The sequence below is a fragment of the Burkholderia sp. AU33803 genome (assembly GCF_002223095.1).
In the GTDB taxonomy this organism is placed as follows: Bacteria; Pseudomonadota; Gammaproteobacteria; order Burkholderiales; family Burkholderiaceae; genus Burkholderia.
In genome coordinates, this window is record NZ_NKFJ01000003.1 from 72,747 (window position 1) to 95,553 (window position 22,807).

A 22,807-nucleotide genomic window follows, 5' to 3' on the forward strand; every position below is an offset into this window, starting at 1 on the left:
CCGCGGCTGTCGCGATCCTTGCACCTCCGCATTTTCGCGAAGCGTCGCCTAATCTGATCACATCCGGCAGCAATTTCCGGTCATCCCAAACCTTTCGTTTTGTAATGATCCTTGCAAACTGTCATATCATGTCGCCCCTCCGGCCGTGAAGCGAGCGGCTATCACATGTGACTGACCCTATTTACAAGGATTCTGGATGGAAGCACTCGTGCAAGGGCTGATCGACGCCGTCAACGGCGTGTTGTGGAACTACGTGCTGATCGCGCTGCTGCTCGGCGTGGGCCTGTGGTTCACGTTGCGGTTCCGGATGATCCAGCTGAAGGCGCTGTTGCTCAGCGTGAAGCTGGTCGGCAGCAAGGGCGAGCCGGGCAGCATCTCGTCATTCCAGGCGTTCGCGACGGGGCTCGCGAGCCGCGTCGGCACCGGCAACATCGCCGGCGTCGCGGTCGCGCTGACCGTCGGCGGGCCGGGCGCGATCTTCTGGATGTGGATGACGGCGCTGGTCGGGATGTCGTCCGCGTTCGTCGAGGCGACGCTCGCGCAGATCTTCAAGGTGTCGCATTCGGACGGCAGCTATCGCGGCGGCCCCGCGTACTACATCCAGACGGGCCTGCGCTCGCGCGGCTTCGGCGTGCTGTTCTCGCTGTCGCTGATCCTCGCGTTCGGCTTCGTGTTCAATGCGGTGCAGGCCAACGCGATCGCCGATGCGTTCGACACGTCGTTCGGCTGGAGCCGCGCGACGGTCGGTCTCGGGCTCGTGCTGCTGACCGCGCCGATCATCTTCGGCGGGATTCGCCGGATCGCGGCGGTTGCGCAGGTGATCGTGCCGCTGATGGCGATCGGCTATCTCGCGCTCGCGGTCTATGCGGTCGCCACGCATATCGCGCTGGTGCCGGGCGTGATCGCGCTGATCGTGAAGAGCGCGTTCGGTCTCGAACAGGCGGCGGGTGGCCTGACGGGCTATGCGGTCAGCCAGGCGGTCGCGATGGGCGTGAAGCGCGGGCTGTTCTCGAACGAGGCCGGCATGGGCAGCGCGCCGAATGCGGCGGCAACCGCCAGCACGCGGCATCCGGTCGTGCAGGGGCTGATCCAGATGCTCGGCGTGTTCGTCGACACGATCGTGATCTGCAGCGCGACCGCCTTCGTGATCCTGCTGTCGGGCCAGTACGAGCTGGGCACCGGCATGGAAGGTGCGGCGCTCACGCAGCGCTCGATCGCGAGCCACGTCGGCGACTGGGGCGGCATCTACATGGCGTTCGCGATCTTCTTCTTCGCGTACTCGTCGGTGATCGGCAACTACGCGTATGCGGAAGGCAACGTCGAATTCATCACGAAGCGGCGCGGCGTGCTGCCGCTGTTCCGCGTCGCGGTGCTCGCGATGGTGATGTTCGGCAGCGTCGGGCAACTGCCGCTCGTGTGGGCGATGGCCGATACGAGCATGGGGCTGATGGCGATCATCAACCTGATCGCGATCCTCGCGCTCGGCAAGTACGCGCACGCAGCCTGGCGCGACTATCGCCGCCAGCGCGCGGCAGGCGTGGCCGAGCCGGTGTTCACGCGCAACACGATTCCGGAACTCGCGAACGTGCTGCCGACCGACGTGTGGGGCGAGCATGGCCCGCTGCCGCAACGTCCGGCCGCGGCTGATCCGGCGCGCGCGCCGCGCGCGGTGGCGAGCGAGTCATGAACGGCGACCGGCTGCGCGTGTTCGTCGCGCTGATGCCCGATGCGGCATCGCGCGACGCGCTGCACGCGTTGCCGGTTACCCGGGGCGCGCGGCGTCCGCTGCCCGCGCAACTGCATGTGACGCTTGCGTTCGTCGGCGCGATCGAGCGGGCGTGCTGCGACGCGCTGGCCGCGTGCCTGCCGGCGCTCGCGGCCGCGCATGCACTGCCGTTGATGCCGGTCGAACGGATCGCGTGGTGGCCGAGCCTGCCGCGCGCGCGGCTGATCGTCGCCGAGCTGGCCGCCGTGCCGGCGTGCGCGGCGTTGAATCTCGCACTGTCGGCGAAGCTGCGCGAACTCGGCGTGCCGGCCGACCGGCGGCCGTTCCGCCCGCACGTGACGCTCGCGCGGCTGCCGCACGATGCGGTCGGGCAGCCGGCGCACGGCGGTGCGGTGAAGCGGCCGGTCGCGCTGCGGTTCGACGCGCTCACGCTGTTCGAAAGCCGGCTGTCGCACGAAGGCGTGTCGCATCGGCCGATCGTGTCGGCGCCGATTGCGCGGGCGGATGGAGAGGCGGACGGTGAGGCGGGCGGCCACGCGGCGCAGTGAGCGGCTTGTGAGCCGCGTTGCGATTGCCGGTCGCCATGTGTTTTGCGTCAGCGCATCGCGTCGACGATATCGTCGTGCCTGCCGAGCCTACCGAGCGTAGCGCGCGAGCGTCAATCCCGACAGGTCGATCTCCGGATCTCGCCCCGTGACGAGATCCGCCACCACCTTCCCCGAGCCCATCGACATCGCCCAGCCCGTCGAACCGTGGCCGACGTTCAGCCAGAGTCCGTCGACCCCGCTCGCGCCCAGCAGCGGCGGCCCGTCGGGTGTCATCGGTCGGCGGCCGACCCAGAAGCGCGCCGACGCGCGATCGGCCGCGTGCGGGAACCAGTCGTCGAGTACCTTCATCAGCGTATCGAGCGCCTGCTGGCGCAGTGCGGCGTGCCGGTTGCCGAGTTCCGCGGTACCCGCGACGCGCAGCGTCGGGCCGAAACGCGTGATCGCCGTCTTCAGCGATTCGTCCATCAGCGCGGCGTGCGGCGATTTTTCGTCGTCGACAACGGCGAGCGTCGCCGAGTAGCCCTTCACCGGATACAGCGGCACGTCGATGCCGTGCGGCCGCAGCAGGCCGGCGCTGTCGACACCGAGCGCGACGACGATCGCATCGGCGGCGAGCCGCACGTCGCGGCGCTTGCCGCCAGGGTTCGATGCGCGCGGGTTCGGTCCGCCAGCGTCGCCGCCGTTACCGAGGATCCGCACGCCGCGCACGCGGCCGGCTGCAACGTCGAGCGCCCGCACTTCCGTGCGAAAGCGGAACGTCACGCCGTTGGCTTCGCACAGCGCTCGCAGTTCGCGCGTGAAGCGTGCGCAGTCGCCGGCTTCGTCGTCGGGCAGGTAGATACCGCCGACGGGTGCCTGCCGCGCCCAGCGCAGGCCCGGCTCGATCGCCGTGCAGCCGGCCGCGTCGAGTTCGCGGAACGTGATGCCCGCGTCGCGCAGCACCTTCAACGCGGGCTGCACCATCTCGACGTCGAACGCGCCGCGCAGCAGTTGCAGGTAGCCGCGGCTCGCGCCGTAGTCGAACGGATGGCTGTCGCGAAACGCGTGCAGGCACGCGCGGCTGTAGTACGCGATGCGCTGCATCCGCTGCTTGTTCACACGGAACCGCTCGAACTCGCATTCGCGCAGCCAGTGCGCGATCCAGCGCCACTGCGCGGCGTCGAGCGTCGGCCGGAAGATCAGCGGCGAAGCGGGCTTGAACAGGTACTTGAGGATCTTGCCCGGCATCCCCGGCGCGGCCCACGGCGTCACGTAGCCGGGGGCGATCACGCCCGCATTGCCGAGGCTCGTCGCCTGCGCGACGTCGGCTTCGCGTTCGATCACGGTGACGTCGCAGCCTGCTTCGCGCAGGTGCCAGGCGGTGGTGACGCCGATTACGCCGGCGCCGAGAACGATCACGTGCATGCGGTTTCCCGAACGAGGAGGCCGCTCATGACGCGACGGCCGGATCGTCGACGAGCGACTTGCCGCGCGTTTCCGGCAGCACGAGCGCGGCGACGATCACGAGCAGGTAGCCGCCGCCCGCCACGAGGCCGATCGCCTTCACGAGCGACATCGATTGAGACAGCGCGCCGACGAGAATCGGGAAGAACGAGCCGAGCCCGCGCCCGAGGTTGTAGCAAAAGCCCTGGCCCGAGCCGCGGATCGCGCCCGGATACAGCTCCGACAGATAAGCGCCGACGCCCGCGAAGATTCCCTGCACGACGATGCCGAGCGGGAAGCCGAGCAGCAGCATCGCGGTATCGGTGATCGGCAGCATGGTGTACGCCATGCCGAGCGAGAACGAGCCGATTGCGAACAGGATGAACGACGCGCGGCGGCCGAGCCGGTCGGACAGGATCGCGCCGACCACGTAGCCGACGAACGAGCCGACGATCAGCACGACGAGATAGCCGCTCGTGTTGAACACCGACAGGTGGCGGACGGTTTTCAGGTAGGTGGGCAGCCACGTCGTGATGGCGTAGTAGCCGCCGAGCATCCCGGTGCACAGCGCGCTGCCGAATAGCGTCGCGCGCAGGTGCGGCGGCGAGAAGATCTCGAGGAAGTGGCCCGACACGCGGCCTTCGTCGCGCGCGCGGCGGGTGGCCGTGTAGATGTCGGGATCGCTGACGTTGCGGCGGATGTACAGGATCCACAGCGCGGGCAGGATGCCGATCCAGAAGCACGCGCGCCACGCGACCTGCTCGGGCAGCAGCGCGAAGAACGCCCAGTAGAGGATCGCGGCCGCGCCCCAGCCGAACGACCAACTGCTCTGCACGGTGCCGACCGCCTTCCCGCGATGCTCGGGCGAGCGGATCGTCTCGGCCATCATGATCGTCACGACCGACCATTCGCCGCCGAAGCCGAAGCCCTGCAGCGTGCGCGTCGCGAGCAGCTGCCAGAACGAATGGGTGAAGCCGGACAGGCACGTGAACAGCGCGAACGTCGCGATCGTCCACTGCAGCACGCGTACGCGGCCGTAGCGGTCGGCGAGGATGCCGGCGACCCAGCCGCCGAGCGCCGACGAGATCAGCGAGCTCGTCGCGATCATCCCGGCCTCGCTCTTCGTCATGCCCCAGGTGGCGATCAGCGTCGGAATCAGGAACGAATAGATCATGAAGTCGAACGCATCGACCGCGTAGCCGCCGAAACCGGCGTATAGCGTCCTGCGCTCGCGCGTCGACAGTTCGTTGAACCACTGGAATGCCTGCATGCTTGCCGCCCCCTCTTCTGTCTCGTCTCGCGCTGCCGTCTGACGGCTATTTTACGGGCGGGATGCGGGGTGCCAAAAAGGGGAGTGCCGGTGCGTGTCGGCTCAATGAACGGTGAGGGCGGCGGGTGTTTGCTCGCGGAAGGCGGGATGGCGGACCCAATCGCTTGGGCGTCGTGCAGGTCTGGGCAAAGGTGGCGGTCCACGCGCCGGCACCGTGCGCCGGCACGTGCTTCAGAGCGTCAGGCCACCGTCGACATGCACGACCTGGCCGGTGATCTGCCGCGCGGCGTCCGACAGCAGGAACGCGATCAGCGCGGCCACATCGTCGGGTTCGGCGATCCGGCCGAGCGGTGTCGCCTGTTCGGCCTGCGCCCATGCGGCGGCATTGCCGGCGCTCGGCCCGTGGTCCTTGCGCGTGAAGCCGGGCGCGACCGCATTGACGGTGATGCCGCGCGCGGCGAATTCGGCGGCTGCGGAGCGCACGAGCGATTCGAGCGCGGCCTTAGCCGCGGCGGTGGCCGCGAACGGCGCGTCGGCGCGGTAGCGGTGCGCGACGAACGAACTGACCGCGACGATCCGCGGCGCCACCGACGCTTCGAGCAGCGGCCGCGCGCGGCCCGCGAGCGCCGAGAACGCGCCGGGCATCGCCGCGAAGGCCGACGTGAGCGCATCCGCGGAAAGACCGGAAAAGGATTGCCGCGCGGCGAAGCCGGCATTGGCGACGAGATGATCGAGGCCGCCGAAGTGCGTGGCGGTTGCATCGACGAGCGACGCGGCGACGCCCGGCTCGCCGAGATCGCCGGTAAGCGTGACGCACTCCGCGCCGGCCGCCGTGCATGCATGAGCAACGTCGGTGAGCCGGGCGCGCGCCGCTTCGTCCGCGCCGCGCGCATGCAGCGCCAGCGCGATGCCGGGTGCCGCGAGCCGCCGCGCGAGCGCCGCACCGATCCCGGAACCCGCGCCGGTGATCAGCGCGATCCGTGCGATGGGCGCGGCGCGTGTGCTCAAGCCGCGACCTTGTCGCTGTCGTTCACGCGCTCGACGTTGATCGTGCCCACATGGAACGCGGCCAGCGACTCGCGGTGCGCGATGCTGACGATCGCGGCCTTCGGCAGCCGTTCGGCGAACAGGTGGTACAGGCGCGCTTCGTTGTCGGCGTCGAGCGCGCTGGTCGCTTCGTCGAGGAACAGGAAGTCGGGCTTGTGCAGCAGGACGCGCGCGCCGGCCAGGCGCTGCTGTTCGCCCGGCGACAGCACGCGGGTCCAGTGCGCGGTTTCGTCGAGGCGGCCGACGTAATCCTCGAGGCGGCATGCGCGCAGCGCGTCGCGGCAGGCTTCGTCGCTGAACGCGTCGGCCGTCGCCGGATAGGTGAGCGCGGCCTTCAACGTGCCGATCGGCAAGTAGCTCGTCTGCGGCACGAACATCATCCGCGCGCCGACCGGTGCATCGATCGCGCCGTCGCCGAACGGCCACAGGCCCGCGAGCGCGCGCATGAACGTGCTCTTGCCGGAACCCGACTTGCCGACCACGAGCCAGCGCGAGCCGGGCTCGATCGTGACGCTGCCGATGGTCGCGAGCGCGTTGCCGTTCGGCAGCGCGAGCTTGAGCGACGACGTCGACAGCTTCGCGTCGTCGACGTAGTGCAGGTTGATGCCGCCGTGCTCGGTCGCGGGCGACAGGCTTTCCTTCAGGTGCGACGTGCCCATCACGCGCTTGAATTCGCGCAGACGGTTGACGGTGGCGCGCCACTCGACGAGGGTCGAGTAACTGTTGATGAACCACGAGAACGAATCGCTGACGGTGCCGAACGCGGACGAGATCTGCATCAGCACGCCGAACGAGAACGCACCCGCGAAATAGCGCGGCGCGGCGACGACGAGCGGGAAGATGATCGCGATCTGCCCGTAGAAGCTCAGCACGAACGTGAGCCGCTTCGTGTACTTCATCACGTGCCACCAGTTGTCGCGGATGCGCATGAAGAGGTTTTGCGCGTTGCCGGTCTCGGTCTTCTCGCCGTCGTAGAACGCGATCTGCTCGGCGTTCTCGCGCACGCGGATCAGCCCGAAGCGGAAGTCGGCCTCGACGCGCTGCTGCTGGTAGTTGATCGACACGAGCGGATGGCCGACCTTCTGGATGATCAGCGAGCCGACCACCGCGTACAGCGCGGCCGCCCACACCATGTAGCCGGGGATCGCGATCGGCGTCGCGCCGAGCGAAATCGTCAGCGCGCCGGCGAGCGACCACAGGATCGTGATGAACGATACGAGCGTGACGACCGTCGACAGCAGGTCGAGCGACAGCGCGAGCGTGGTCGTCGCGAACGACTGGAGGTCGTCGGTGATCCGCTGGTCGGGGTTGTCGGCGAGGCGGTCACGCTCGATCCGGTAGAACGCGCGATCGCCGAGCCACTGGCCGAGAAAGCGGTCGGTGAGCCACTGGCGCCAGCGGAAGCCGAGCATCTGCCGCAGGTAGCGGCCGTACACGGCGAGGATGATGAACGCGAACGCGAGCGCGGAGAACTGCATCAGCAGGTTCGGGAAGTCGTGGACGTCCTTCGACTGCAGCGCGTTGTAGAACTCCGCATTCCACTTGTTCAGCCGGACGTTGATCCAGACCACGCAGAGGTTGATCGCGATGATCGTGACCAGCAGGCCCCACGCGATTTTCCATTCGGACGATACCCAGTAGGGCTTGATGAGGCTCCATGCGGATACCGGGCGCTCGTCCTGCGGCGCGTCGGAGGCGGAGCGGACGGGATCGATCGATTGGGTCATGTGCTTCCTGATGAGTAGCCGGCGCGCGGGCCGGGCGAAGCCGGGTGCGCGCCGCGATACGGCATGCCGGGACGCGGCGCCGACTGACGGCGGGCGTCCGGATGGTCGCCCGCGCGTCTTAAACGGCACTTAAGGCCGGCGGTGACGCGGCAACCGGCCGCTCGCGCGGCCGGCCTGCGGGCATTGTGCCAGAGCGGCGCGGCACGTCGGCGAATTTGCCGCAAGGGGGACAGTTTGCGGCGCTTTCCGCTTTTATGGTCTAATGGCCGACGACGAAACAGGGGTGCTTCGTGGCGCGGCCGGCAGATGTTCCGGGCAGCGCGATGAGGCTGAGAAAGACCCTTCGCACCCGATCCGGGTAATACCGGCGAGGGAAGTTTCTGATCCCGCCGGGTCGCGCTGGCTGCCATCCCACATGGTCAGCGCCCTTGTCCCGCCCGGCCGGCCTTTGCTGCCGGTTTCGTCCTTTTGGGTACGCGCTTTGCGCGTTACGGAAGGAATGATGACCGCACAATCTTCAGTCTTTTGCATGGTTCCCGGCCCGATGCCGCGTGCGTCCGCATGCGGCGGCGCGTGCGCGTCGACGCTCGTCGTGCGTGCTCGCGCGGAGGGCGCGCGATGAACGCCCGGGATTCCCGACCCGATTTCGCGGTGCTCGGCGGCGGCCTCGTCGGCCGCCTGATCGCCTGGCGGCTCGCGGGCGACGGGCATCGCGTCGCGCTTTACGAGCGCGGCGGCCCGGACGGCGAGCAGTCGGCCGCGTGGATCGCGGCCGCGATGCTCGCGCCGCTCGCGGAAGCGGCGAGCGCCGAGCTGCTGATCACCGAGCTGGGCGCCGCGTCGCTCGCGCGCTGGCCGCAGTGGCTCGCGGAACTGCCCGAACCCGTCTTCTTCCAGCAGCACGGCACGCTCGTCGTCTGGCATCACGCCGATCGCGCGGAGGCGCCGCTGTTCGAGCGGCGCGTGCGCGCGAACGCGCCGGCCGACCTGTTCGACCGCGGTTTCGTGACGCTCGCCGGCGCGCAGGTCGACGCGGCCGAGCCCGTGCTCGCCGGCCGCTTCGCGCGTGGCCTGCTGTTGCCGAACGAAGGCCAGCTCGACAATCGCCAGGCGCTGCGCGCGCTCGCGGCCGGCCTCGTCGAGCGCGGCGTCGACCTGCACTGGCACGTCACGATCGACGACGCGAACCTGCCCGCCGCGCATTTCACGATCGATTGCCGCGGGCTCGGCGCGAAACCCGCGCTGCCCGCGTTGCGCGGCATCCGCGGCGAAGTCGCGCGCGTGCGCGCGCCCGGCATCGGGCTCGCCCGGCCCGTGCGGCTGCTGCATCCGCGCTACCCGCTGTACATCGCACCGAAGCAGGACGATCTCTATGTGATCGGCGCGACCGAGGTGGAGGGCGAGGACATGTCGCCCGTCAGCGTGCGCTCCGCGCTCGAACTGCTGAGCGCGGCGTTCTCCGTGCACCCGGCGTTCGGCGAGGCGCGCATCCTCGAACTCAATGCGCAATGCCGGCCGACGCTGCCGGATCATCGCCCGGCGGTGATCTGGGATGGCGCGTCGACGCTCGCCGTCAACGGCCTGTACCGGCACGGCTTCATGATCGCGCCGGAAGTCGCGCACGCGGCGGTCGCGGTCGCCGAAGCCGCGCTCGGCGGCGCGTTCGGCGATGCCGATGCGTTCGCCGCGTGGCGCGACGCCGCGCGCTGGCCGACGCTCCTTCATCACCGCAACGACGCGCGCCAGCCGGCCTGACGCGCGCTGCCGACCGAATTCGACGAAGCCTCATGGATATCCAGATCAACCAACAGAACCTGACGTTGCCGGACGGCGCAACGGTGGCCGACGCGCTCGCCGCGTACGGCGCGCGTCCGCCGTACGCGGTCGCGGTGAACGGCAACTTCGTCGCGCGCACGCAGCACGCGGCGCGCGCACTCGCGGCGGGCGACAAGCTCGACGTCGTGCACCCGGTCGCGGGCGGCTGAGCGCCGCCGCGTTGTTCACGCATCGTCCCCGCTCTTTCAGGAAAACGACATGACGTCCCTCACCTCCGCCGACGCGTTGACGCTGTACGGCGAAACCTTCGCAAGCCGCGTGTTGCTCGGCACGTCGCGCTACCCGTCGCTGCAGTCGCTGTCCGATTCGATCGCCGCGTCGCGTCCCGGGATGGTGACGGTCGCGCTGCGCCGCCAGATGACGGGCGGCACGGCCGAAGCCGGCTTCTTCGACCTGCTCAAGCGCCACGCGGTGCCGCTGCTGCCGAACACGGCCGGCTGCCAGACCGTCGCCGAAGCCGTGACGACCGCGCACATGGCGCGCGAGGTCTTCGGCACCGACTGGATCAAGCTCGAACTGATCGGCGACGACTACACGCTGCAGCCCGACCCGGTCGGCCTGATCGAAGCGGCTGCGCAACTGGTCAAGGACGGTTTCAAGGTGCTGCCGTACTGCACCGAGGATCTGGTGATCGGCCGGCGCCTGCTCGACGTCGGCTGCGAGGCGCTGATGCCGTGGGGCGCGCCGATCGGCACGGGCAAGGGCGTCGTGAACCCGTACGGCCTGCGCGTGCTGCGCGAGCGGCTGCCGGACGTGCCGCTGATCGTCGACGCGGGGCTCGGCGTGCCGTCGCATGCGTGCCAGGTGATGGAGTGGGGCTTCGACGGCGTGTTGCTGAACACGGCCGTGTCGCAGGCCACGCATCCCGAGATCATGGCGCGCGCGTTTGCGCAGGGCGTCGAGGCCGGCCGTGCCGCGTATCTCGCCGGGCCGATGGATGCGCGCGAGACCGCGCATGCGAGCACGCCGGTCGTCGGGATGCCGTTCTGGCACCAGGACGGAGGCGCCGCATGAGCGCGCGTTTCGCCGATGCATTCTGGCCGCCGGCCGACGAGCTGGCCGAAGCGGCCGAACGGATTCGCGCGCGGCTCGGCGACTGGCCGCGCGGGGCGGCGCCACGGCGGCTCTGCGTCGCGGTGCCCGATGTGCCGGCCGATGGCGACGTGCTGATCGTCTCGGCTGGCGACCACGCCGCGCAGGCGCGCGTGTCGGCCGCGTCGCGGCCCGCGGCGCCGGGCGCCGTCGCGATCGAATTCGACGAGCAGGGCGCGGTGTTTCACACGGCGGGTGCGCGTTATGCGCTCGACGCCGCGCATCCGCTCGGGGACGACTGGATCGCCGCACTCGCGGCGTTCCTCGATTGCGGCTTCGCGCCGATCGATGCGCTGGTGCTCGCGCTGGCCTGGCGCGACGGCGATGAAACCCGCGCCGCCGATGCGTGGCCGGTCGACGCCGCGCAGTTCCCGCGGGTCGCCGGGCTGCCGGCCGCGCCCGAACCCGCATTCGCGCCGTGCCCCGCGCAACTCGGTCTGTATCCGGTCGTGCCGGACGCCGAATGGGTCGAACGCGTGCTCGATTGCGGCGTGCGGACCGTGCAACTGCGTGTGAAAGGCGCGACGCCGGACGTGATGCGACGGGAAATCGCCCGCGCGGTCGCGGCCGGGCGCCGCTGTCCCGATGCGCGCGTGTTCATCAACGATCACTGGCAGATCGCTGCAGAAGAGGGGGCGTACGGCGTGCATCTGGGTCAGGAAGACCTCGAGACGGCCGATCTGGCCGCGATCGCACGCGCGGGCCTGCGGCTCGGACTTTCGAGCCACGGTTATTACGAAATGTTGCGGGCATTGCACGAGCGCCCGAGCTACCTCGCGCTCGGCCCCGTGTACGCGACTGCGACCAAGGCCGTTGCTGCGCCGCCACAGGGCCTCGCGCGGATCACCCGCTATGCGCGCTTCGTGGGTGCCCAGGCGCCGCTCGTCGCGATCGGCGGGGTGGGGCTCGATGCGCTGCCGGGCGTGCTGGCAACGGGCGTCGGCAGTGTCGCGGTGGTCAGTGCGGTGACGGGCGCGGCCGACTATCGGGCTGCCATTGCTGCGTTGCAGCAATGCTTTCCGGGACAATTTGACAATCGTTGACCGCAGGGCCCGGAACGGCTTCACGACATCATTCCAATGCAGGCCCTATAATTCGGCGTTCTGCGTAAAAGGACTGTCAGCTCCGTGAGCCCCACTCCTACCGAGTCACTGCTGGAACTTCGCGACGTCGACTTTGGCTACGGCGACCGCCTCGTCCTGTCCAACCTGAACCTGCGCTTCGGGCGTGGGCAGGTTGTTGCGGTCATGGGCGGGTCGGGTTGCGGCAAGACGACCGTGCTGCGCCTGATCGGCGGCCTCGTGCGTGCGCGCCGCGGCCAGGTGCTGTTCGACGGCGCCGATGTCGGCGCGCAGACGCGCGACGGCCTGTACGCGCTGCGCCGCAAGATGGGCATGCTGTTCCAGTTCGGCGCGTTGTTCACCGACATGTCGGTGTTCGAGAACGTCGCGTTCGCGCTGCGCGAGCACACCGACCTGCCCGAAGACCTGATCCGCGACCTCGTGCTGATGAAGCTCAACGCGGTCGGGCTGCGCGGCGCGCGCGACCTGATGCCGTCCGAGGTGTCGGGCGGGATGGCGCGCCGTATCGCGCTGGCACGCGCGATCGCGCTCGATCCGCAGCTCATCATGTACGACGAGCCGTTCGCGGGCCTCGATCCGATCTCGCTCGGCATCACCGCGAACCTGATCCGCACGCTGAACCAGGCGCTGGGGGCCACGTCGATCCTCGTCACGCACGACGTGCCGGAATCGTTCGCGATCGCCGACTACGTGTATTTCCTGGCCAACGGCGGCGTGCTCGCGCAGGGCACGCCCGACGAGTTGCGCGCGTCGACCGATCCGAGCGTGCGGCAGTTCATCGACGGCGCGCCGGACGGCCCGTTCAAATTTCATTACACGAGCCCGCCGCTCGCAGCGGATTTCGGCCTCGGCGGAGGGCGCGCATGATCAGCGCGATCGGACGTTACGTCATCGGCGGCCTCGAACGCGCGGGCTACGGCACGCGGCTGTTCGTGCGCCTCGTGCTGCAATTCTTCCCGCTGCTGCGCCGGCCGCGGCTGGTCACGAAGCAGATCCACTTCCTCGGCAACTATTCGTTCGTGATCATTGCCGTGTCGGGGCTGTTCGTCGGCTTCGTGCTTGGCCTGCAGGGCTATTACACGCTGAACCGCTACGGTTCCGAGCAGGCGCTCGGCCTGCTGGTCGCGCTGTCGCTCGTGCGTGAGCTCGGGCCGGTCGTCACCGCGCTGCTGTTCGCGGGGCGTGCGGGCACGTCGCTCACGGCCGAGATCGGCCTGATGAAAGCCGGCGAACAGCTCACCGCGCTCGAGATGATGGCGGTGGACCCGATCAAGAACGTGATCGCGCCGCGCATGTGGGCGGGCATCATCGCGATGCCGCTGCTGGCGGCGATCTTCAACGCGGTCGGCGTGCTCGGCGGTTACTTCGTCGGCGTCGTGCTGATCGGCGTCGATCCGGGCGCGTTCTGGTCGCAGATGCAGGGCGGCGTGCAGGTCTGGGCCGACGTCGGCAACGGCGTGATCAAGAGCATCGTGTTCGGGTTCGCCGTGACCTTCATTGCGCTGTATCAAGGGTATGAAGCGAAGCCCACGCCCGAGGGCGTGTCGCGCGCGACCACCAAGACGGTCGTGTTCGCGTCGCTCGCCGTACTCGGCCTCGATTTCCTGCTGACCGCGCTGATGTTCAGCTAAGCCTCAGCCAAGCCAAATTTTGGGATGACGATGAAAAAGACTGCTCTCGACTTCTGGGTCGGCCTGTTCGTGGTGGTGGGCTTCCTTGCGGTGCTGTTCCTGGCGCTCAAGGTCGGCAACATGAGCTCGCTGTCGTTTCAGCCGACCTATTCGGTGAGGATGAAATTCGACAATATCGGCGGGCTGAAGCCGCGCGCGGCCGTGAAGAGCGCGGGCGTCGTGGTCGGCCGCGTGAAATCGATCGGCTTCGACACGAACACGTACCAGGCACTCGTCACGATCGATGTCGACGGCCAGTATCAGTTCCCGAAGGATTCGTCGGCGAAGATCCTGACGTCGGGCCTGATCGGCGAGCAATATATCGGCCTGGATCCGGGCGGTGACACCGAAATGCTGAAGTCGGGCGATACGATCACGATGACGCAATCGGCGATCGTGCTCGAGAACCTGATCGGCCAGTTCCTGTACAGCAAGGCCGCCGATGCGGGCGGTGCGAAGCCGGCCGCCGGCGCATCGGCCGCCGCGCCCGCCGCGCCCGCACCGGTGGCGGTGCCGGCGTCGGCGGTGTCCGGTTCGGCCGGCCAATAACCACACGAGAGAAAACAAGAGGGAATGACCATGCAGACGATCCGCATCAGGCAGGCCGCGCTGGCGGTAGCGGCAGTCGCCGCGTTGAGCGGCTGCGCGACCGTGCAGACGCCGACCAAGGGCGATCCGCTCGAAGGCTTCAACCGGTCGATGTACAAGTTCAACGACACGGTCGACACGTACGCGCTGAAGCCGGTCGCGAAGGGCTACCAGTACGTGGTGCCGCAGCCGGTGCGCGACAGCGTGACGAACTTCTTCTCGAACATCGGCGACGTCTACATCGCGGCGAACAACATCGTGCAGCTGCGCATTGCCGACGGCGTGGGCGACATCATGCGCGTCGTGATCAACACGGTGTTCGGCGTCGGCGGCCTGTTCGACGTCGCGACGATCGCGAAGCTGCCGAAGCACACGGCCGACTTCGGGATCACGATGGGCCGCTACGGCATGCCGTCGGGTCCGTACCTCGTGCTGCCGCTGCTCGGCCCGAGCACGCTGCGCGACACGGCCGGCCTGGGCGTCGACTACGTCGGCAACCCGCTCACGTACGTGAAACCGGATGGCCTGAGCTGGGGCCTGTTCGGCGTGAATCTCGTCAACACGCGCTCGAACCTGCTCGGCGCGGGCGACGTGCTGGATGCCGCGGCGCTCGACAAGTATTCGTTCGTCCGTAACGCGTACCTGCAACGCCGCCAGATGCTGATCAGCAACGCGCGCGGCGAGGCGGCCGCGACGTCGAGCAACGATGCGCTGCCGAAGTACGATCTGCCGGAAGACGGCGCGGCCCCGGCGGCAGCCGGCGCGGCCGGGGCGGCGGGCGCAGCGGCGGTGGGCGGTGCAACGGCGCCGGCAGGCGCATCGGGCGCGGCGGTGGCTGCGCCGGCTTCGGGCACGGCCGAATCGCCGAACCCGGCCAGCGAAACGAACGTGCCGGCGATGCAGGTGGCGCCGCCGTCGCCGGGCGGGTTCCGGTTCCCGAGCATCCGGCTGCACTGACGGATTTACATTCGTTACAGCCGGAAACGATTCAGTCGGTAGCGTATGCGAACTTGCGCGTAAGCTACCTGCTCCAACCTTCGCATCGACTCATTCATGCAGGCCACTATGATGAAAAAACTGTTCCTGATCCCCGTTTTCGCGGCGCTGTTCTCGTTCGGCAGCGCAGCCCACGCGCAAGTCGACCAGTCGAACCCGCAGGCGCTGATCAAGACGGCGACGCAGCAGGTGCTCGACGAAGTCAAGCAGCAGACGATCAAGCAGGGCGACACCAACCGCATCATTTCGATCGTCAACAAGGACATCCTGCCGTACACCGATTTCCGCCGCACCACGCAGCTCGCGATGGGCCGCAACTGGCGCACGGCCACGGCCGACCAGCAACAGCAGGTTCAGGAGCAGTTCAAGCTGCTGCTGATCCGCACGTACTCGGGTGCGCTGGCGCAGCTGAAGCCGGACCAGCAGATCCAGTACCCGCCGTTCCGTGCCGATCCGGCCGATACCGATGTCGTGGTCAAGACGGTCGCGATGAACAACGGCCAGCCGGTCCAGATCGACTACCGCCTGTACAAGACGGCCAACGGCTGGAAGGTGTATGACCTGAACGTGCTCGGCGCGTGGCTGATCCAGACGTACCAGCAGCAGTTCAACGAGAAGATCCAGCAAAGCGGCGTGGAAGGCCTGATCCAGTTCCTCACGCAGCGCAACCAGCAACTTGCCGCCGGCAAGCAAGCGTCGTGAGCGGCTTCGAAGCCGGCTCCTCGCTGACCGTCGCGAGCGCGAAGTCCGCGCTCGCGGACGGTCTTGCGCGCATCGGCGCGGGCGCGACCGCCGTCGATTGCGCGGCGCTGACGCAGTTCGACTCGTCCGCGCTCGCCGTGCTGCTCGCATGGCAACGTGCCGCGAAAGCGCGCGGCGCGACCCTCGACATCCACAATCTCCCCCCGAAGCTCGCCAGCCTCGCGCGCGCGTACGGCGTCGACGCGCTCATCGACGGCACCGGGCGACATTGACCCTGTCCGACCGGAGCCTGCCGCGCCGCCCGGCGCGCGCAAGCTTCAGGCCGCGTGCCTCCGGCACCGGCTCCCCCAGCCGGTTTGCCCTATAATCAAGCGTTTTGCGGGGCAGCCAATCGGCGTCCGGCCCCCATTTTCATACGCAGCAAGCACAGAATAGGCGTCGCGGCCCTGGCGTCGCGCACAGTCATGTCAGCCATAGAAATCCGTCACGTCAAGAAGCGCTACAAGTCGCTTCAGGCGCTCAAGGGCGTCAGCCTGTCGGTCGAGGAGGGCGAGTTTTTCGGTCTGCTCGGCCCCAACGGCGCAGGCAAGACCACGCTCATCAGTATCCTCGCCGGGCTTGCCCGGGCCGACGAAGGCAGTATCTCGGTGCGCGGTCACGACGTCGTCAAGGACTTCCGTGGCGCGCGCCGTGCACTCGGCGTCGTGCCGCAGGAACTCGTGTTCGATCCGTTCTTCACCGTCCGCGAGACGCTGCGGATCCAGTCCGGCTATTTCGGGCTGCGCCGCAACGACGACTGGATCGACGAAGTGATGGCCAATCTCGACCTCACCGAGAAGGCCGACGCGAACATGCGCGCGCTGTCGGGCGGGATGAAGCGCCGCGTGCTGGTCGCGCAGGCGCTCGTGCACCGGCCGCCCGTGATCGTGCTCGACGAACCGACCGCCGGTGTCGACGTCGAATTGCGCCAGACGCTGTGGAAATTCATCTCGCGCCTGAACCGAGAAGGCCACACGATCGTGCTGACCACCCATTACCTCGAGGAAGCCGAGTCGCTGTGCGACCGCATCGCGATGCTGCGCCGTGGCGAAGTGGTCGCGCTCGACCGCACCGACGCGCTGCTTCGCCGCTTCGCGGGGCTGCAGCTCTACCTGCGCCTCGCGACCGGCGCGCTGCCGTCCGAGCTGCGAGGGCTGGAGTCCGACCCGGCCGCCCGCGCGCCGGGCGAGCATCTGCTGCGCCTGACGAGCTATGACGATGTCGAACGCATCCTCGCGCAGTGCCGCGCGGCGGGCTGCACGTTCGACGAGATCGAGGTCCGCAAGGCCGACCTCGAGGATGTGTTCGTCCAGGTGATGAACGGGGCCGACGTCATCGAGGGTCTGGCATGAATCAACAACCCCCACGCGAACTGCGTTCGCTGCCCCCCGAGGGGGCGCCCGCCACTCTTGGGGCGGCCCGGCGAGTGTCGGGAAGCGGTTTTCAAACGCTGTTCTACAAGGAACTGCTGCGTTTCTGGAAAGTGTCGTTCCAGACGGTGTGCGCGCCGATCGTCACGGCGCTGCTGTATCTGACGATCTTCGGTCATGCGCTGTCGGGCCGCGTCGAGGTCTATCCGGGCGTCAAGTACGTGAGCTTTCTCGTACCGGGCCTCGTGATGATGAGCGTGCTGCAGAACGCGTTCGCGAACAGCTCGTCGTCGCTGATTCAGTCGAAGATCACCGGCAACCTCGTGTTCATGTTGCTGCCGCCGCTGTCGTACCGCGACATCTTCGGCGCGTACGTGCTCGCGTCCGTGGTGCGTGGCCTCGCCGTCGGCACGGGCGTGTTCGTCGTGACGATCTGGTTTATCCCGATGCATTTCGCGGCGCCGCTGTTCATCATTGCGTTCGCGTTGCTCGGCTCGGCGATCCTCGGCACGCTCGGCCTGATCGCCGGGATCTGGGCCGAGAAGTTCGACCAGCTCGCCGCGTTCCAGAACTTCCTGATCATGCCGCTGACGTTCCTGTCCGGCGTGTTCTATTCGACGCACTCGCTGCCGCCCGTGTGGCGCGAGATCTCGCGTCTCAATCCGTTTTTCTACATGATCGACGGCTTCCGTTTCGGGTTCTTCGGCGCGTCCGACATCAACCCGTTCGCGAGCCTCGCGATCGTCACCGGTTTCTTCGTGCTGCTCGCGCTGATCGCGATGCGGCTGCTCGCGACCGGCTACAAACTGCGTCATTGATATCGACAGGCAGCGGCCGCCATCCGGGCGGCGCGCGCCGACAGGAGCCTTACACCATGTTGCCGACTCCCGAACAGGTCAAGCAATACATCGCCGGCGGTCTCGCCTGCACGCATCTGGAAGTCGAAGGCGACGGCCAGCATTTCTTCGCGACGATCGTGTCGGCGGCCTTCGAAGGCAAGCGCCCGATCCAGCGGCACCAGCTCGTCTATGCGGCGCTCGGCGATCGCATGAAACAGGAAATTCACGCGCTCAGCATGAAGACGCTGACGCCCGCCGAATGGCAGAACGCATAAACGGAAATCACTGAGTGCAAGTCACCGTCAACGAGCGCGACGCCGTCCAGAGCGTCGCCACGGCACACCCGGCCGCCAACGGGGAAGCGCATGGCCATGGGATGGACAAGCTCGTGATCGAAGGCGGCCACCGCCTGTCGGGCGAGATCGTCGTGTCGGGCGCGAAGAATGCCGCGCTGCCGATCCTGTGCGCGGGGCTGCTCACCGGTGACCCGGTCGATCTCGACAACGTGCCGAATCTCAAGGACGTGCGGACCACGCTGAAGGTGCTGAACCAGATGGGCGTGAAGAGCGAGACCGACGGCTGCCGCGTGCGGCTCGACGCGTCGCGCGTCGACAACCTCGTCGCGCCGTACGAGCTCGTGAAGACGATGCGCGCGTCGATCCTCGTGCTCGGGCCGCTGCTCGCGCGCTTCGGCGAGGCGAAGGTGTCGCTGCCGGGCGGCTGCGCGATCGGCGCGCGTCCGGTCGACCAGCACATCAAGGGCCTGCAGGCGATGGGCGCCGAGATCAGCATCGAGCACGGCTTCATCGAAGCCCGCGCGAAGCGCCTGAAGGGCGCGCGCATCGTGACCGACATGATCACGGTGACGGGCACGGAAAACCTGCTGATGGCCGCGACGCTCGCCGATGGCGAGACGGTGATCGAAAATGCCGCGCGCGAGCCGGAAGTGAGCGATCTCGCACACTTGCTGGTCGCGATGGGCGCGAAAATCGACGGCATCGGCACCGATCGCCTCGTGATCCAGGGCGTCGAGCGGCTGCACGGCGCGCGTCATTCGGTGATCCCCGACCGCATCGAGGCCGGCACGTTCCTGTGCGCGGTCGCGGCGGCCGGCGGCGACGTGATGCTGACGGGCGTGCGCCCGCACATCCTCGACGCGGTGATCGACAAGCTGCGCGAAGCCGGCGTGTCGATCGAGGAAGGCGACAGCTGGCTGCGCGTGAAGATGGACCGCCGCCCGTCGGCGGTGACGATCCGCACGTCGGAATACCCGGCGTTCCCGACCGACATGCAGGCGCAGTTCATGGCCCTCAATACGGTCGCGACGGGCACCGCGCAAGTCGTCGAAACCATTTTCGAGAACCGTTTCATGCACGTGCAGGAGCTGAACCGGCTCGGCGCGAACATCACGATCGACGGCAACACCGCGCTCGTGACGGGGGTCGAGAAGCTGTCGGGCGCGAACGTGATGGCGACCGACCTGCGCGCGTCGGCGAGCCTCGTGATCGCCGGGCTGCGTGCCGACGGCGAAACGCTGGTCGACCGCATCTATCATCTGGACCGCGGCTACGACCGCATGGAAGCCAAACTGACCGCCGTCGGCGCGAACGTGCGCCGCCTTTCCGGGAGCCAAGCATGACCGCGCCGCTGACCCTTGCCCTGTCGAAGGGCCGGATTTTCGAGGAAACCCTGCCGCTGCTGGCCGCGGCCGGCGTGCAGGTGACCGAGGATCCCGAAACGTCGCGCAAGCTGATCCTGCCGACGACGAACCCTGACCTGCGCGTGATCATCGTGCGCGCGAGCGACGTGCCGACCTACGTCGAATACGGCGCGGCCGACTTCGGCGTGGCCGGCAAGGACGTGCTGGTCGAGCACGGCGGCTCGGGCCTGTACCAGCCGATCGATCTGAACATTGCGCGCTGCCGGATGTCGGTGGCGGTATCGGCCGGTTTCGACTACGCGAGCGCGGTGCGCCAGGGCGCGCGGCTGCGCGTCGCGACGAAGTACGTCGAAACCGCCCGCGAACACTTTGCCGCGAAGGGCGTGCACGTCGACCTGATCAAGCTGTACGGCTCGATGGAGCTGGCGCCGCTGGTCGGGCTGGCCGATGCGATCGTCGACCTCGTCAGCTCGGGCGGCACGCTGAAGGCGAACAATCTGGTCGAGGTCGAGGAGATCATGGCGATCTCATCGCGTCTCGTCGTGAACCAGGCAGCGCTGAAGTTGAAGCGCACGGCGCTCAAGCCGATCCTCGACGCGTTCGAACGCGCGTCGCAGAATGGCGGTTGAGCGCATCACCGTAACGGAACTCCCATGTCCATCACCATCCGCAAGCTCGATTCGACGAGCGAAGGCTTCGGCGCCGAGCTGCGCGCGCTGCTCGCATTCGAGGCGAGCGAAGACGCGGCGATCGAGCAATCGGTCGCGCAGATCCTCGCCGACGTGAAGTCACGCGGCGACGCCGCGGTGCTCGAGTACACGAACCGCTTCGACCGGCTGAACGCGACGAGCGTCGCCGCGCTGGAGCTGCCGCAGGACGCGCTGCAGGCGGCGCTCGACGGCCTCGCGCCGAAGGCGCGCGCGGCGCTGGAAGCCGCTGCCGCGCGGGTGCGTGCGTACCACGAGAAGCAGAAGATCGAGTGCGGCACGCATAGCTGGCAATACACGGAAAGCGACGGCACGGTGCTCGGCCAGAAGATCACGCCGCTCGACCGCGTCGGCCTGTACGTGCCGGGCGGCAAGGCCGCGTATCCGTCGTCGGTGCTGATGAACGCGATTCCCGCGCGCGTCGCGGGCGTCGGCGAGATCGTGATGGTCGTGCCGACGCCGGACGGCGTGAAGAACGACCTCGTGCTCGCCGCGGCGCTGCTCGGCGGCGTCGATCGCGTGTTCACGATCGGCGGTGCGCAGGCGGTCGGCGCGCTCGCCTACGGCACGGCGACGGTGCCGGCCGTCGACAAGATCTGCGGCCCCGGCAATGCGTACGTCGCGTCGGCGAAGCGCCGCGTGTTCGGCACGGTCGGCATCGACATGATCGCCGGGCCGTCGGAAATCCTCGTGCTGTGCGACGGCACGACCGATCCGAACTGGGTCGCGATGGACCTGTTCTCGCAGGCCGAGCACGATGAACTCGCGCAATCGATCCTGCTGTGCCCGGACGGTGCGTTCCTCGAGCGCGTCGCAAAGGCGATCGACGAACTGCTGCCGTCGATGCCGCGCCAGGACGTGATCCGCGCGTCGCTCGAAGGCCGTGGCGCGCTGATCAAGGTGCGCGACATGGCCGAGGCCTGCCGGATCGCGAACGACATCGCGCCCGAGCACCTGGAAATTTCCGCGCTGGAGCCGCAGCAATGGGGCCAGCAGATCCGCCATGCGGGCGCGATCTTCCTCGGCCGCTACACGAGCGAAAGCCTCGGCGACTACTGCGCGGGCCCGAACCACGTGCTGCCGACGTCGCGCACCGCGCGCTTCTCGTCGCCGCTCGGCGTGTACGACTTCATCAAGCGCTCGAGCGTGATCGAGGTCAGCGCGGAAGGTGCGCAGACGCTCGGCGAGATCGCATCCGAGCTCGCGTACGGCGAGGGGCTGCAGGCGCACGCGAAGAGCGCCGAGTTCCGGATGAAGAACTGACCGCACGCTGCACGGGGCCGCGGCCGGCGCTGACGTGCCGCCCGGCCTGCCCCGGTAGGCCGGGGCAGGAGACACCTGTGCAGGGCGGCAACCGCCGCTTTGCCGACCCATTGACGCCGGCGCGACGTACGCCGGCTTGAGACCATGACGACGCCACAAGACATCATCCGCCGCGACGTGCTCGCGATGACGAGCTACCCGGTGCCCGACGCGAGCGGGTTCGTGAAACTCGACGCGATGGAGAACCCGTACCCGCTGCCCGAACCGCTCGCCGCGGCGCTTGGCGAGCGTCTCGCGCAGGTCGCGCTGAACCGCTACCCGGCGCCGCGCCCGGCCGCGCTGCTCGACAAGCTGCGCCATGTGATGGGCGTGCCGGCCGGCTGCGACGTGCTGCTGGGCAACGGCTCGGACGAAATCATCAGCATGATGTCGATGGCCTGTGCGAAGCCGGGCGCGAAGGTGCTCGCGCCGGTGCCGGGCTTCGTGATGTACGAACTGTCCGCGAAGCTCGCGCAGCTCGAATTCGTCGGCGTGCCGCTGAAGGCCGACCTGACGCTCGACGTCGACGCGATGCTCGCGGCGATTGCCGAGCATCGTCCGGCGCTCGTCTATCTCGCGTACCCGAACAACCCGACCGGCACGCTGTACGACGATGCCGATATCGAACGGATCGTCGCGGCCGCGCGGCACAGCCTGGTCGTGATCGACGAGGCGTACCAGCCGTTCGCGGTGCGCTCGTGGCTGCCGCGCGCCGCCGAATTCGACAACGTCGTCGTGATGCGCACGGTGTCGAAGCTCGGCCTCGCGGGCATCCGCCTCGGCTATCTGGTCGGTTCGCCCGCGTGGCTGACCGAATTCGACAAGGTGCGCCCGCCGTACAACATCAACGTGCTGACCCAGGCGACCGCCGATTTCCTGCTCGACCACCTCGACGTGCTCGACGCGCAGGCGGCCGACCTGCGAGCGGAACGCACGCGTCTCGCCCAGGAAGTGGCCGCGCTGCCGGGCACGACGGTGTTCCCGAGCGCGGGCAATTTCCTGCTGGTGCGCGTGCCGGACGCGGCCGCCGTGTTCGACGCGCTGCTCACCGAGCGGGTGTTGGTCAAAAACGTGAGTAAAATGCATCCGTTGCTGGCTGAATGCGTGCGGCTGACCGTCGGTTCTCCCGACGAAAACGCGCGCCTGCTGGCCGCTTTGAAACTCGCGCTGCCCGGTTGAGCCTC

Annotated in this window: 23 protein-coding genes and 1 riboswitch; of the genes, 19 read left to right on the forward strand and 4 right to left on the reverse strand. The window is 68.3% G+C overall.

What is annotated here, in order from left to right; all coding sequences use genetic code 11:
* Positions 1 to 196 precede the first annotated feature (196 nt).
* Positions 197 to 1,687: a sodium:alanine symporter family protein gene (locus CFB41_RS01730; RefSeq protein ID WP_089455459.1), complete on the forward strand. Its 1,491-nt coding sequence runs from the start codon at positions 197 to 199 to the stop codon at positions 1,685 to 1,687.
* Entirely contained in the window at positions 1,684 to 2,274 is a 591-nt protein-coding gene (gene thpR / locus CFB41_RS01735) for an RNA 2',3'-cyclic phosphodiesterase (RefSeq protein WP_089455460.1), read from the forward strand. Before CFB41_RS01730 ends, thpR begins: the two co-directional genes overlap by 4 nt.
* An 87-nt stretch (positions 2,275 to 2,361) precedes the next feature.
* On the opposite strand, the gene CFB41_RS01740 is transcribed toward thpR, so the two are convergent.
* The 4 genes from CFB41_RS01740 to CFB41_RS01755 form a co-directional block, all read right to left on the reverse strand.
* A complete protein-coding gene (locus CFB41_RS01740; protein ID WP_089455461.1) occupies positions 2,362 to 3,678 on the reverse strand; it encodes a D-amino acid dehydrogenase in 1,317 nt (438 codons plus the stop codon).
* A 25-nt stretch (positions 3,679 to 3,703) separates the two neighbouring features.
* On the reverse strand, positions 3,704 to 4,966 hold the full coding sequence (locus CFB41_RS01745; RefSeq protein WP_089430505.1) for an MFS transporter: 1,263 nt from the start codon (positions 4,964 to 4,966) through the stop codon (positions 3,704 to 3,706).
* A gap of 231 nt (positions 4,967 to 5,197) precedes the next feature.
* Positions 5,198 to 5,974: an SDR family NAD(P)-dependent oxidoreductase gene (locus CFB41_RS01750; RefSeq protein WP_089455462.1), complete on the reverse strand. Its 777-nt coding sequence runs from the start codon at positions 5,972 to 5,974 to the stop codon at positions 5,198 to 5,200.
* Positions 5,971 to 7,740: an ABC transporter ATP-binding protein/permease gene (locus tag CFB41_RS01755; protein ID WP_089455463.1), complete on the reverse strand. Its 1,770-nt coding sequence runs from the start codon at positions 7,738 to 7,740 to the stop codon at positions 5,971 to 5,973. The genes CFB41_RS01750 and CFB41_RS01755 overlap by 4 nt, the downstream gene beginning before the upstream one ends.
* A 269-nt stretch (positions 7,741 to 8,009) precedes the next feature.
* A riboswitch (TPP riboswitch) is annotated at positions 8,010 to 8,133 on the forward strand.
* Between the two features lie 225 nt (positions 8,134 to 8,358).
* On the opposite strand from CFB41_RS01755, the gene CFB41_RS01765 reads away from it, so the two are divergent.
* The 17 genes from CFB41_RS01765 to hisC all read left to right on the forward strand — a co-directional run bounded on the left by CFB41_RS01765 (position 8,359) and on the right by hisC (position 22,802).
* Positions 8,359 to 9,495 (forward strand): FAD-dependent oxidoreductase, encoded by a 1,137-nt coding sequence (locus CFB41_RS01765; RefSeq protein WP_089455464.1) that lies wholly within the window; start codon positions 8,359 to 8,361, stop codon positions 9,493 to 9,495.
* 32 nt (positions 9,496 to 9,527) lie between these two features.
* Positions 9,528 to 9,725, forward strand: a complete 198-nt coding sequence (gene thiS, locus CFB41_RS01770; protein ID WP_069246958.1) for a sulfur carrier protein ThiS — start codon at positions 9,528 to 9,530, stop codon at positions 9,723 to 9,725.
* Positions 9,726 to 9,774: 49 nt separating this feature from the next.
* On the forward strand, positions 9,775 to 10,590 hold the full coding sequence (locus CFB41_RS01775) for a thiazole synthase (protein ID WP_089455465.1): 816 nt from the start codon (positions 9,775 to 9,777) through the stop codon (positions 10,588 to 10,590).
* The gene (gene thiE, locus CFB41_RS01780; protein WP_089455466.1) at positions 10,587 to 11,711 is read left to right on the forward strand and encodes a thiamine phosphate synthase; all 1,125 of its coding nucleotides are present in this window, start codon (positions 10,587 to 10,589) and stop codon (positions 11,709 to 11,711) included. The genes CFB41_RS01775 and thiE overlap by 4 nt, the downstream gene beginning before the upstream one ends.
* Before the next feature lie 84 nt (positions 11,712 to 11,795).
* Positions 11,796 to 12,617: an ABC transporter ATP-binding protein gene (locus CFB41_RS01785; RefSeq protein ID WP_039366673.1), complete on the forward strand. Its 822-nt coding sequence runs from the start codon at positions 11,796 to 11,798 to the stop codon at positions 12,615 to 12,617.
* Positions 12,614 to 13,381 (forward strand): lipid asymmetry maintenance ABC transporter permease subunit MlaE, encoded by a 768-nt coding sequence (gene mlaE / locus CFB41_RS01790; RefSeq protein WP_089455467.1) that lies wholly within the window; start codon positions 12,614 to 12,616, stop codon positions 13,379 to 13,381. Before CFB41_RS01785 ends, mlaE begins: the two co-directional genes overlap by 4 nt.
* Before the next feature lie 24 nt (positions 13,382 to 13,405).
* Positions 13,406 to 13,969 (forward strand): outer membrane lipid asymmetry maintenance protein MlaD, encoded by a 564-nt coding sequence (gene mlaD, locus CFB41_RS01795; protein WP_089455468.1) that lies wholly within the window; start codon positions 13,406 to 13,408, stop codon positions 13,967 to 13,969.
* Positions 13,970 to 13,999: 30 nt separating this feature from the next.
* Entirely contained in the window at positions 14,000 to 14,965 is a 966-nt protein-coding gene (locus tag CFB41_RS01800) for a VacJ family lipoprotein (protein WP_046546273.1), read from the forward strand.
* 111 nt (positions 14,966 to 15,076) lie between these two features.
* On the forward strand, positions 15,077 to 15,706 hold the full coding sequence (locus CFB41_RS01805) for a phospholipid-binding protein MlaC (protein ID WP_089439148.1): 630 nt from the start codon (positions 15,077 to 15,079) through the stop codon (positions 15,704 to 15,706).
* Positions 15,703 to 15,978, forward strand: a complete 276-nt coding sequence (locus tag CFB41_RS01810; protein WP_089424333.1) for a lipid asymmetry maintenance protein MlaB — start codon at positions 15,703 to 15,705, stop codon at positions 15,976 to 15,978. The genes CFB41_RS01805 and CFB41_RS01810 overlap by 4 nt, the downstream gene beginning before the upstream one ends.
* A 192-nt stretch (positions 15,979 to 16,170) precedes the next feature.
* Complete coding sequence (locus CFB41_RS01815) at positions 16,171 to 17,097, forward strand: ABC transporter ATP-binding protein (protein WP_011350722.1); 927 nt, start codon at positions 16,171 to 16,173, stop codon at positions 17,095 to 17,097.
* Entirely contained in the window at positions 17,094 to 17,933 is an 840-nt protein-coding gene (locus CFB41_RS01820) for an ABC transporter permease (protein WP_256940830.1), read from the forward strand. Before CFB41_RS01815 ends, CFB41_RS01820 begins: the two co-directional genes overlap by 4 nt.
* Positions 17,934 to 17,989: 56 nt before the next feature.
* Positions 17,990 to 18,229: a BolA family protein gene (locus tag CFB41_RS01825; protein WP_006477131.1), complete on the forward strand. Its 240-nt coding sequence runs from the start codon at positions 17,990 to 17,992 to the stop codon at positions 18,227 to 18,229.
* 14 nt (positions 18,230 to 18,243) lie between these two features.
* Positions 18,244 to 19,593 carry a UDP-N-acetylglucosamine 1-carboxyvinyltransferase gene (murA, locus tag CFB41_RS01830; protein ID WP_089439069.1) on the forward strand — a complete coding sequence of 450 codons (1,350 nt, stop codon included), beginning with the start codon at positions 18,244 to 18,246 and terminating at the stop codon, positions 19,591 to 19,593.
* Entirely contained in the window at positions 19,590 to 20,243 is a 654-nt protein-coding gene (hisG, locus tag CFB41_RS01835) for an ATP phosphoribosyltransferase (RefSeq protein WP_011350725.1), read from the forward strand. The genes murA and hisG overlap by 4 nt, the downstream gene beginning before the upstream one ends.
* 24 nt (positions 20,244 to 20,267) lie before the next feature.
* Entirely contained in the window at positions 20,268 to 21,584 is a 1,317-nt protein-coding gene (hisD, locus tag CFB41_RS01840; protein ID WP_089455470.1) for a histidinol dehydrogenase, read from the forward strand.
* A gap of 144 nt (positions 21,585 to 21,728) precedes the next feature.
* Positions 21,729 to 22,802, forward strand: coding sequence for a histidinol-phosphate transaminase (gene hisC, locus CFB41_RS01845; protein ID WP_089455471.1), 1,074 nt, complete (start codon positions 21,729 to 21,731; stop codon positions 22,800 to 22,802).
* The last annotated feature ends 5 nt before the right edge of the window (positions 22,803 to 22,807 follow it).